The sequence below is a fragment of the Stenotrophomonas sp. STEN240 genome (assembly GCF_056756175.1).
Genome location: NZ_JBRRBO010000027.1, coordinates 46488 through 57313, shown reverse-complemented (window position 1 = coordinate 57313; position 10826 = coordinate 46488). Strand labels below are relative to the sequence as shown.

Genomic DNA, 10826 nt, shown 5'->3' with positions numbered 1-10826 from the left:
GCAATGCGCTGCATGCCCTCGACGTACTGAGCCCTCCCTTTGGCGAAGCCAAGGGGAGGGTTGGGAGGGGTGCTTTTGACCTTCGCGCAGAATCCGCCGCGTTCGAAGCGCCAGCGCTACAGCGAAAAGCCCCCCTCCCCAGCCCTCCCCTGCACCTGCGGTGCAAGGGAGGGAGCAAAGCTGCATGCCCTCGACGTACTGAGCCCTCCCTTTGGCGAAGCCAAGGGGAGGGTTGGGAGGGGTGCTTTTGAACTCTGCGCAGAATCCGCCGCGTTCGAAGCGCCAGCGCTACAGCGAAAAGCACCCCTTCCCAACCCTCCCCTGCACCTGCGGTGCAAGGGAGGGAGCAGAACCGTGCTTCAGCCTGCGGCCACCGACGCCGGGCCCTTCAACTCGATGGTGTTTCCATCGGGGTCGCGGAAATACAGCGACAGTCCATCGCCTTCCGCGCCAAAATTGACCTCGGCTGCTGCCGATGGCGTTGCGCCATGCTGGGACAGATACGCAAGCAAGGCCGCTTCATCGAAGGGCTCGATGCGCAGGCATAGATGATCAACGTTGCGCGCTTCCAGCCCCGGCCCGGCACCACCGCGCGCGCCCAAGCTGCCATCAAGGCTGATCAGGTCGATCATCGACGCGCCCGCACGCAGATGCACCAGGCCAAGATGGTCGCGTCGCCGCACCACCTCGCAGCCCAGCACCGTTGAATAGAAAGCTACGCTGCGCTCCAGGTCACGGACCCGGAACACCACATGATCGATACGCTCAACCTCAAACGGTCTTTTCATCCTCACCTCGCAGCATCCATGGACACCATCCTGCCGTCCTCGGCGAGGACGGCAGGTGAAGCAAGGCGTAGACCGTCAGAACAGGCTCAGGCGTCCAGTTCCTGCCAGCGTGCGTAGGCAGCATCCAGCTCGGCCTGCACCTTGGTCAGCTTCTGCGTATGCGCAGTGACTTCGGCACTGGTACGCGTATAGAACGAGGGATCGTTCATTGCCGCGGTCAGGCCTTCCACGTCCAGCTCCAGCTGTTCGATCTTGGCCGGCAGCTGCTCCAGCTCGCGCGCGTCCTTGAAGCTGAGCTTGCGCTTGGGTGCGGCCTCGGCAACCGGAGCGGCCGGTGCGGCAGCAGGTGCCGCCGTCGCCGAAGCCTTGGCCACCGCCATTGCGGTCTGGGTCGGTGCCGGGCGCTGGCGCAGCGAGTCGCTGTAGCCGCCGATGTAATCGCCCACCTTGCCCTCGCCTTCCAGCACCAGCGTGGAGGTCACCACGTTGTCGAGGAAGTCACGGTCATGGCTGACCAACAACAAGGTGCCGGTGTAGTCGCCCAGCAGCTCTTCCAGCAGCTCCAGGGTTTCCACGTCCAGGTCGTTGGTCGGTTCATCCATCACCAGCAGGTTGGACGGCTGGGCGAACAGCTTGGCCAGCAGCAGGCGGTTGCGCTCACCACCGGACAGGCGGGTGATCGGCGCGCGCGCGCGTTCCGGGGTGAACAGGAAGTCCTGCAGGTAAGCGTGCACGTGCTTGCGCTTGCCATTGATGTCGATGAAGTCCGCGCCTTCGGCCACGTTCTCGATCGCACTCCAGTCTTCGCGCAGGGTGGCGCGGTACTGGTCGAAGTAGGCAATCTGCAGGTTGGTGCCCTGCCGCACTTCGCCGCTGTCCGGCTGCAGTTCGCCCAACAGCAGTTTGAGCAAGGTGGTCTTGCCGCTGCCGTTGGGGCCGATCAGGCCGATGCGGTCGCCGCGCAGAATGACGGTCTCGAAATCCTTGATCATCACCCGCTCGCCAAAGGCGAAGTTGATGTTCTTGATGTCGATGACCTTCTTGCCGGAGTTCTCCGCACCGGAGGCTTCCAGCTTGACGTTGCCGCTCAGCTCACGGCGCTGTACGCGCTCGTTGCGCATCGCCTTGAGGCGGCGCACGCGGCCTTCGTCGCGGGTACGGCGGGCCTTGATGCCCTGCCGGATCCACACTTCTTCCTGTGCCAGCAGCTTGTCGAAACGGGCGTTTTCCTGCGCCTGCGCGTTGAGGCGTTCTTCGCGGCGGCGCTCGTAGTTTTCCCAGTCGCCCGGCCAGCTGGTGACCTGGCCGCGATCGATTTCAACAATGCGGGTAGCCAGCGCACGCAGGAAACGGCGGTCATGGGTGACGAACACCACGCAGCCGTTCCAGCCCTTGAGGAAGGTTTCCAGCCAATCGATGGCTTCGATATCCAGGTGGTTGGTCGGCTCGTCGAGCAGCAGCACGTCCGGGCCGGCGACCAGCGCACGCGCCAGCAGCACGCGGCGCTTCATGCCGCCGGACAGGCGGCCGAATTCGGCATCGCCATCCAGGTCGAGCTTGGTCAGGGTTTCCTCGACGCGCTGGTCCAGGCCCCAGCCATCGGCGGCATCGATCTTGGCCTGCACATTGCCCATTGCCTCGCCATCGAAGACTTCGGCGTGGCTCAGGCGATGGAATTCGGCCAGCCAATGGCCGAGTTCGCCCAGGCCATCGGCGACCACGTCGAACACGCTGCCGGCAGCGCCATGCGGCACCTCCTGCTCGAGCCGGGTGACGCGCACGCCCTGCTGCACGCGCACCTCGCCGTCATCGGGCTTGAGCTCGCCGGCCATCAGCTTCATGAGAGTGGATTTGCCGGCGCCGTTGCGGCCGATCAGGGCGATACGCTCGCCAGTCTCGATCGACAGTTCGGCTTTTTCCAGCAACAACGGGCCGCCGACGCTGTAGTCGACGTTCTGCAAGGTAATCAAAGGCATGGGCGTATTGTACGGGCTATGACGGTGGCCGCGCTCAATCGTCGCTAAACACATCCGCCGGCAGCCCCAGCAGCTGGCGCAGACTGGCCGGAATCCGCTTGCCCGGATGGCGTACCACCCACAGCTGGCGCTGCAGCGGCGGCAATGGCGTTGCCAGCACGCGCAGCTTGCCCAGGGTCACCAGATCGGCCACCGCATGCCGCGACAGGCAGGCCAAGCCGAGCCCGGCGACCGCGCCCTGCTTGATCGCCTCGGTGCCGCCCAGCTGCAGCACCTCGGCAAACCCATGCAGATGCGGCAGCAGGGCCTGCTCGGCGGCTTCGCGGGTACCTGAGCCCGGCTCGCGCAACAGCCAGCGGGCCTGCCGCAGCATCGCAAGATCGGCGCCGTTGCTGAACTGTGATGCCAGCGGGTGGCGCTGGCCAAACACGATCACCAGTTCATCCTGCCGCCACTGCGCAACCTCCAGGCCCGGCTCGTGACTGGGCCCTTCGATCAGGCCCACATCCACCTCCAGCCGTTGCACCGCAGTGGTGACCTCGCGGGTGTTGCCGATGACCAGTTCGACCTGGGCGTGCGGATTCAGGTCCTGCAGGTCGGCAATCCGCGCTGGCATCAGGTAATTGCCGATGGTGGTACTGGCGCCCACCTGCCAGCGCACCGCCGCGCCGGTCTGGCTGTCGGCACGGAACCGGCGCTCAATGTCATTCACTCCCGCCAACAAGGCTCGGGCCTGCGGCAGCAGGGCACGGCCATGGCCGTTGAGTACCAGGCGGCGGCCGATACGGTCGAACAGCGCCAACCCCAGCAGGCTTTCCAGCTCGCCCAGCGCCGCACTCACCGCCGATTGCGACAAACCCAGCAGCTCGCCCGCTGCGGTGGTGGTCCCGGCCTCGGCGATCCCCGAGAAGATCTGCAGTTGGCGCAGCGAGAGATGCATGACCTATCCAATAAACTGGTTGATTCAACCAATATTATCCGTTTTACAGGTAATAACCGCGGGTGCAGCATGGGCTATCTTCTGATAACCCAACGTTATGAATACCTCGACTCAACGGCTGACGCCCATGCCTCTCGCCCGCCTCCCCGGCCTGCTGCTGACGGCCACCATCGCCGGCCTGGCAATCTGGCTGGGCACCCTGCCGTGGATGCAGGAGCACGGCATCAGCGCACTGACCCTGGCCATCGTCATCGGTATCGTGCTGGGCAATACCGTTTACCGCAGCATGGCCGCACATGCCGATGCCGGCGTCGGATTTTCCAAGGCCACGCTGCTGCGTGCGGGCATCATTCTCTATGGCCTGCGCCTGACCTTGCAGGATATCGGCCAGGTCGGCCTTGCCGGCGTGCTGATTGATGCCCTGGTGCTGTGCTCGACGTTTGGCCTGGCCTGGTGGCTGGGCACCCGGCTGCTGGGCATGGACCGCAACGCGGCGCTATTGATCGGCGCAGGCAGTTCGATCTGCGGCGCCGCTGCGGTGATGGCCGCCGAGCCGGTGATCAAGGGCCGCGCCGAGCAGGTTGCGGTCGCCGTGGCCACGGTGGTCGTATTCGGCACGGTTGCGATGTTCCTGTATCCCCTGCTTTACCAGTGGGGCGTGTCCGCCGGCTGGATGCCACTGGATGAGACGGCGTTCGGCGTTTTCACCGGCTCCACCGTGCATGAAGTCGCGCAGGTGGTGGCTGCCGGCCGTGCAGTCAGTGAACCTGCCGCCGATGCCGCCGTCATCACCAAGATGGTGCGGGTGATGATGCTGGCGCCGTTCCTGGTGGGTCTGTCAGCACTGCTGGCGCGCGGCCAGAACAGCGGCAGTGGCGAGCGTTCGAAGATCACTATTCCGTGGTTCGCGTTTGGCTTCATTGCCATGGTGGGTTTCAACTCGCTGCAGTTGCTGCCGGCTGAGATGGTGAAGGTGCTGGTGGACCTGGACACTGTGCTGCTGGCGATGGCGATGGCGGCGCTGGGCCTGACCACGCATGCCTCGGCGCTGCGGCAGGCCGGTGCCAAGCCGATGTTGTTGGCCTTGCTGTTGTTTGTCTGGCTGGTGGCTGGCGGCATGTTGATCAATCTGGGGGTGCGGGCTGTGCTGTAGTTGAGTGCAGCCGTGTAGGGCTGAGGCATTAGCGGGAGGGCCTCTGCCGAGCATGGCTCGGCACTACGCTTTCCGCGCGGAAGGGGCAGGTTGCTTCGATTTGTGGCGTTTTAGCCCCTCTCCCGTATGCGGGAGAGGGGTTGGGGTGAGGGCAGCTTTTCGCTGGTAAAGCCCCTGCCGAGCATGGCTCGGCACTACAGGGCCCTTGCCGAGCATGGCTCGGCACTACATTGCACAAAGCAAAAGGCCTTCCCGGTTAGGGGAAGGCCTTTGTTCTTTCAGTTCGCAGCCGAACAGCGCGGGATCAGGCTTCCGGGCGCATGTACGGGAACAGCAGCACGTCGCGGATCGAGGCGCGGCCGGTCAGCATCATCACCAGACGGTCGATGCCAATGCCCAGGCCGCCAGTCGGCGCCATGCCGTATTCCAGCGCGCGGATGTAGTCGGCGTCGTAATGCATGGCTTCGTCGTCGCCACCGTCCTTGGCCTCTACCTGGGCCTGGAAGCGTGCGGCCTGGTCTTCCGGGTCGTTCAACTCGGAGAAGCCGTTGGCCAGCTCCTTACCGTTGACGAACAGCTCGAAGCGATCGGTGTAACCAGCGTCGTTGTCGCTGGCGCGGGCCAGCGGCGAGACTTCGACCGGGTGATCGGTGATGAAGGTCGGCTGGATCAAGGTGTGCTCGACCGTGGCCTCGAAGATTTCCAGCAGCAGCTTGCCCCAGCCGTAACTCGGCTTGACGCGGATCTTCAGGCGCTCGCAATGGCGCAGCAGCGCATCACGATCGGTGCAGTCAGCCGCACTGATTTCCGGGTTGTGGTGACGCACGGCTTCGTCCATGCGCCAGCGACGGAATGCTGGAGCCAGGTCGATCTGCACGCCGTCCCATTCAACGACGGTAGTGCCCAGCACGTTCTGCGCGACATCGCGGATCACGCCTTCGGTCAGGTCCATCACTTCGTTGTACGTGGCGTAGGCCTCGTACAGCTCCATCATGGTGAATTCCGGGTTGTGGCGGGTGCTGACGCCTTCGTTGCGGAAGTTGCGGTTGATTTCGTAGACGCGCTCCAGGCCGCCAACCACCAGGCGCTTCAGGTAAAGCTCCGGTGCCACGCGCAGGTACAGCTGCATGTCCAGCGCGTTGTGGTGGGTGGTGAACGGCTTGGCCGTGGCGCCGCCGGGGATGTAATGCATCATCGGCGTTTCAACTTCGAGGAAGTCGCGGTTGTCCAGCCATGCACGCATCGCGCGGATGATCTTGGAGCGCTTGATGAAGACCTCGCGCGACTCCGGGGTGACAATCAGGTCGACGTAGCGCTGGCGGTAACGCTGCTCCACGTCAGCCAGACCATGCCACTTGTCCGGCAGCGGGCGCAGCGACTTGGTCAACAGGCGGATGCTGCTGGCCTTGACCGACAGTTCGCCGGTCTTGGTGCGGGTCAGGCCGCCTTCGACAGCGATGATGTCGCCCACGTCCCAGCCCTTGAACGCGGCATAGATGTCGCCCAGCGCGGTGGCCTGCAGGAACAGCTGGATGCGGCCGCTCTCGTCCTGGATCTGGGCGAAGCTGGCCTTGCCCATGATGCGCTTGGCCATCAGCCGGCCGGCCATCTTCACCGTGCGGCCGGTGGCTTCCAGCGCTTCGCTGGTCCAGGTCTCGGCATCGGCGTATTCGGCCTGCAGCTTGCCGGCGAAATCCTCGCGGCGGAAATCATTCGGGTAGGCAATACCCTGCCCGCGCAGCGCCGTGAGTTTCGCGCGGCGCTCGGCGATGAGGCTGTTCTCGTCGACGGGGAGCTGCTGCGTTTCAGGGGTCTGGTCGGTCATGGCTTTCATTCAATTTGGGGGAGATGACAAGGTGCGGCCGCAGTGGCCTGCAACCGCACCGTACAACAAGGGAATGGCCCGTGCAGGGCCATTCCGGATCAAGCGTCGATGCGCTTGGCGCCGGCCTGCAGGCCGGACTTGAGGCTGGCCTCGATGAACTCGTCGAGGTCGCCGTCCAGCACCTTCTGCGTGTCGGTCCGTTCAACGCCGGTGCGCAGGTCCTTGATACGGCTCTGGTCGAGCACGTAATTGCGGATCTGGCTGCCCCAGCCGATGTCGGACTTGGTCGCTTCCAGCGCGTCACGCTCGGTGTTGCGCTTCTGCACTTCCAGCTCATAGAGCTTGGCGGCCAGCATCTTCATCGCGGTGTCGCGGTTCTGGTGCTGGCTGCGGCCGATCTGGCAGGCAACCACGGTGTTGGTCGGGATGTGGGTGATACGCACCGCCGACTCGGTCTTGTTGACGTGCTGACCACCGGCACCGGAGGAACGGTACACGTCGGTGCGCAGGTCGGCCGGGTTGATGTCGATTTCGATGTTGTCATCGACTTCCGGCGACACGAATACCGAGGTGAAGCTGGTGTGGCGGCGGTTGTCCGAATCGAACGGCGACTTGCGCACCAGCCGGTGCACGCCGATTTCGGTCTTCAGCCAGCCATAGGCGAACTCGCCCTCGACACGGAAGGTGGCCGACTTGATGCCGGCAACGTCGCCGCCGGACACTTCCATCAGCTCGGTCTTCCAGCCACGCGCTTCACACCAGCGCAGGTACATGCGCAGCATGATTTCCGCCCAATCCTGGGCTTCGGTACCACCGGCACCGGCCTGGATGTCGACGAAGGCGTTGCAGCTGTCCATCTCGCCGGAGAACATGCGCTGGAACTCGAGCTTCTCGATGTGCGCCTGGAACTTGTCCAGGTCGGCCACCACCGCCAGCGCGGTGTCTTCGTCCTGCTCGCTTTCGGCAAGCTCAAGCAATTCGGTGGCTTCGGACAGGCCGTCCAGTACATCGGCAATGCCGGTGACGGTCTTGTCCAGCATCGAGCGTTCACGGCCCAGCGTCTGGGCGTACTCGGGCTTGTTCCAGATATCCGGGTTTTCGAGTTCGCGGGTTACTTCTTCCAGACGTTCTTTCTTGACGTCGTAGTCAAAGATACCCCCTGAGCGATACCACGCGATCAGTCAGATCGGTGATTCGCTGGCGGATGGGATTGAGTTCGATCATGGTCGGTCTAATAAGGCAGACAAGCCGCCAATTCTAGCATCCAGCTGGCCCGGCATCGCCCAGCCGGCAGCGGAATCTGTTCTCGCTGAATAGACACAACTTAACGTTAGAATCTCACCCTGACCCGCCAGGGCGGGAAAAGGAGACATTTCTCACTATGAAGGACCTAAGCTTGAACGCTAGCCACGCCCGCTTGTTTGCTGCTATCGCCATGACCTTGGCACTCACCGCCTGCCAGAAGCTGGGGGGCATTACGGCCGCCGGCGGCGACAAGGCCCAGAACCTGACGGTGGGTGAAACGGTCTCCGGTGAAATCACCTCGTCCAGCACCCTGAATTACAACGACGGCAGCCGTCACCAGGGTTACAAAGTAACCATGAAGAGCGGCGAAGCCGTCTCGCTGGAACTGGGCGGCTCGCTCAGCGGCCAGCTGGCGGTATTCGACGGCCAGAACATGATTGCCAATGCTTCCTCCAGCTCCTCGGGTGAAGGCGACTCCGCCGGCTCGGTCAATCTGGCCTTCCGCGCGCCCAAGGACGGCAGCTACCTGATCGCGGTCAACAGCGCCAGCGCCGATGCCTTCGGCCCGTTCAAGCTCAAGGCCGCCAAGGTGGTGCCGTACGACGGCAAGCCGCTGGGCGCCGACAGCGAGGCAACCGACTGGTTGATGGGTGACAAGCAGGAATACAAGCTCAAGATCGACAAGGCCGGGCTGTACGCCATCACCTTGGAATCCAGTGCATTCGACGCCTACCTGCACCTGAACGGCCGCAACGTCGAGCTGGAAGACGATGACAACGGCGGCAACCTCAATGCCCGCATCCGCACCTACCTGGAGCCGGGTGAGTACACCATCGCGGCCTCCTCGGTGAACGGCAATACCGGCTCGTTCAAGCTCAACGTCAAGTTGACCCCGACCGAAAACGGCCTGGTCACCCGCGACGGCACCGCCCTGACCATTGGCCAGACCGCGCAGTCGATGATGGATTCGCGCGGCCGCCGCACCTTCGTGCTCAACCTGGATGCACCCAAGCACATCCAGTTCGACGCCATCGCCGACGGCTTTGACTCGGTGCTGAAGATCACCGGCCCGGGCGTTGACGAAGAGAACGACGATGGCGGCAACGGCACCAATGCCCAGCTGACCCTGGACCTGCGCGCTGGCCGCTACATTGTTGCGGTCACCAGCCTGGGCAGCCAGCAGGGCGTGTTCGAGCTGGAAACCACCGACCTGGGTGGTGGCGATGTCGCCGCGCCGGCCAACAGCAACCGCAAGGATGCTGCCGAAGAAGCCGCCGCTGACGCTGCTGCTGCCGTCATCAACTAAGCCACACCGCCTATCGCGCCAGCCGGCGTGATGGGTCCACGGCCACGATGCCCGCCCCCGCAGGCGTCGTGGCCGCTTTTTACCCCTGCTTCCAACATCAAGGAGTTCAAGTGAAGCGATTTGCAGCCGGACTGCTGTCCCTTGCCATTGCCGCCGCCGTTCATGCCCCCGCGCATGCCGCCGGCCCTGCCCGCGCACTCGCCATCGATGGCGATGTCACTGGCGAAATCACCTCTTCCAGCCCGGTCAACTACAGCGACGGCACCCGCAGCCAGCTGTTCTCGTTGCAGCTTGGCGCCGGCCAGGCGGTCTCGCTGACCCTGGACGGCGCGCTCAATGGCGCGCTGGCCGTGTTCAACCGTGACGTGCTGGTATCGCGCACCGAAGGCAACCGCGAAGGCAGCACCACGCTGAGCATGCGCGCCGACAAGCCCGGCCAGTACCTGGTGGCCGTCAGCGGCGCCGACGCCCGCGCCTTCGGCCCGTTCCAGCTCTCGGTCGAACCCATCGTCGCCTATGACGGCAAGCCGCTGACCGCTGGCCGCCGCGTCACCGATTGGCTGCGCAACGGCGACAAGACCTTCGTCCTGCAGGTCGACAAGCCGGGCCTGTACACCATCAACCTGGAATCGACCGAGTTCGATGCCCGCCTGGAACTGAGCGGCAACGGCCTCAACCTGGAAGACGATGACGGCGGCAGCAACCTCAACTCGCGCCTGGTCGCCCCGCTGCAGCCGGGCCGCTACACGCTGACGGCCGGTGGCCTGGGCGAGGCCTCCGGGGCGTTCTACCTGGGCGTGGAACAGTCCGACTTCCCCGAAGGCCTGGTCTTCAACGACGGCACCACCCTGCCGCTGGAAGGCACGGTCAGCGGCTTCATCGGCGCCGACGATACCCGCAGCTTCGTGCTGAAGCTGCCGGAACGCCGCCGCGTGCAGTTCGATGCCAGTGGCAAGGACATGGACACCATGCTTACCGTGCAGGGCGGCGACATCACCCTGAGCGATGATGATGGCGGTGGTGGGGTCAACTCGCGCATCAGCCAGGTGCTGGATGCGGGCGAGTACAACGTATCGGTGCGTTCGGTGAACAGCCGTGGCGGCGTGTTCCAGCTGGTCACCGCCACCGCAGCCGCGCCTGATGGCCCGACCCGTCCCGAGCTCAAACTCGGCCGCGAAGTCAGCGGCCAGCTGCGCCCCGGCAACCGCGACCTGTACACCCTTGAGATTCCGCGCAAGGGCAAGTACGTGATCAGCATGACCGCCGGTTCGTCCAGCCTGGACGGCATGATCACGGTGATGCGCAACGGTGAAGAAGTCGCCCAGCAGGATGACAGCGACGACAGCCTGGATCCGAACCTGGAAATCGAGCTGGATGCCGGCCGCTACATCGTGCTCGCGCACAGCTTCGACTCCAACGCCAGCGGCAGCTACCGCCTGCTTGCCCGCCGCAAGTAAGCAGCCGTAACCAAAAGCCCGGTGCCAGAGATCTGGCATCGGGCTTTTTTTGTGGGAGCGGCGTCAGCCGCGAAGTCGGCGCAGTTCCAAATCATGTTGACTGTGCTTTGGCGGTATCTGTGGGCTTCGCGGCTGC

At 64.2% G+C, this 10826-nt stretch carries 8 protein-coding genes; 3 read left to right on the top strand and 5 right to left on the bottom strand.

What is annotated here, in order from left to right; translation table 11 throughout:
• Positions 1 to 359: 359 nt before the first annotated feature.
• The 3 genes from ACVOKO_RS12795 to ACVOKO_RS12785 all read right to left on the bottom strand — a co-directional run bounded on the left by ACVOKO_RS12795 (position 360) and on the right by ACVOKO_RS12785 (position 3704).
• Complete coding sequence (locus ACVOKO_RS12795; protein ID WP_346499291.1) at positions 360 to 788, bottom strand: VOC family protein; 429 nt, start codon at positions 786 to 788, stop codon at positions 360 to 362.
• Positions 789 to 874: 86 nt separating this feature from the next.
• On the bottom strand, positions 875 to 2764 hold the full coding sequence (locus ACVOKO_RS12790) for an ATP-binding cassette domain-containing protein (protein WP_346499290.1): 1890 nt from the start codon (positions 2762 to 2764) through the stop codon (positions 875 to 877).
• Between the two features lie 34 nt (positions 2765 to 2798).
• Positions 2799 to 3704 carry a LysR family transcriptional regulator gene (locus ACVOKO_RS12785; protein ID WP_346499289.1) on the bottom strand — a complete coding sequence of 302 codons (906 nt, stop codon included), beginning with the start codon at positions 3702 to 3704 and terminating at the stop codon, positions 2799 to 2801.
• A gap of 127 nt (positions 3705 to 3831) precedes the next feature.
• Here ACVOKO_RS12785 and ACVOKO_RS12780 point away from each other — a divergent pair, with 127 nt between their 5' ends.
• Positions 3832 to 4857, top strand: coding sequence for a YeiH family protein (locus ACVOKO_RS12780; RefSeq protein WP_346499288.1), 1026 nt, complete (start codon positions 3832 to 3834; stop codon positions 4855 to 4857).
• 304 nt (positions 4858 to 5161) lie between these two features.
• On the opposite strand, the gene lysS is transcribed toward ACVOKO_RS12780, so the two are convergent.
• Both lysS and prfB read right to left on the bottom strand, forming a co-directional pair.
• The gene (lysS, locus tag ACVOKO_RS12775; RefSeq protein WP_346499287.1) at positions 5162 to 6682 is read right to left on the bottom strand and encodes a lysine--tRNA ligase; all 1521 of its coding nucleotides are present in this window, start codon (positions 6680 to 6682) and stop codon (positions 5162 to 5164) included.
• Positions 6683 to 6780: 98 nt separating this feature from the next.
• Positions 6781 to 7906 (bottom strand): peptide chain release factor 2 gene (gene prfB / locus ACVOKO_RS12770; protein ID WP_346499286.1). Its coding sequence is split into 2 segments (ribosomal slippage): positions 6781 to 7830 and positions 7832 to 7906, totalling 1125 coding nucleotides; the frame shifts between segments, so codons are not numbered across the junction.
• A gap of 172 nt (positions 7907 to 8078) precedes the next feature.
• Here prfB and ACVOKO_RS12765 point away from each other — a divergent pair.
• Both ACVOKO_RS12765 and ACVOKO_RS12760 read left to right on the top strand, forming a co-directional pair.
• Positions 8079 to 9233, top strand: a complete 1155-nt coding sequence (locus ACVOKO_RS12765; protein WP_346499285.1) for an ABC transporter substrate-binding protein — start codon at positions 8079 to 8081, stop codon at positions 9231 to 9233.
• 110 nt (positions 9234 to 9343) lie between these two features.
• Positions 9344 to 10690 (top strand): ABC transporter substrate-binding protein, encoded by a 1347-nt coding sequence (locus tag ACVOKO_RS12760; RefSeq protein ID WP_346499284.1) that lies wholly within the window; start codon positions 9344 to 9346, stop codon positions 10688 to 10690.
• Positions 10691 to 10826 lie beyond the last annotated feature (136 nt).

What these genes read in the sequence shown, in the direction of transcription:
- ACVOKO_RS12795 (WP_346499291.1), bottom strand. Translation starts at nt 788, where the DNA reads ATGAAAAGACCGTTTGAGGTTGAGCGTATCGATCATGTGGTGTTCCGG.
- ACVOKO_RS12790 (WP_346499290.1), bottom strand. Translation starts at nt 2,764, where the DNA reads ATGCCTTTGATTACCTTGCAGAACGTCGACTACAGCGTCGGCGGCCCG.
- ACVOKO_RS12785 (WP_346499289.1), bottom strand. Translation starts at nt 3,704, where the DNA reads ATGCATCTCTCGCTGCGCCAACTGCAGATCTTCTCGGGGATCGCCGAG.
- ACVOKO_RS12780 (WP_346499288.1), top strand. Translation starts at nt 3,832, where the DNA reads ATGCCTCTCGCCCGCCTCCCCGGCCTGCTGCTGACGGCCACCATCGCC.
- lysS (WP_346499287.1), bottom strand. Translation starts at nt 6,682, where the DNA reads ATGACCGACCAGACCCCTGAAACGCAGCAGCTCCCCGTCGACGAGAAC.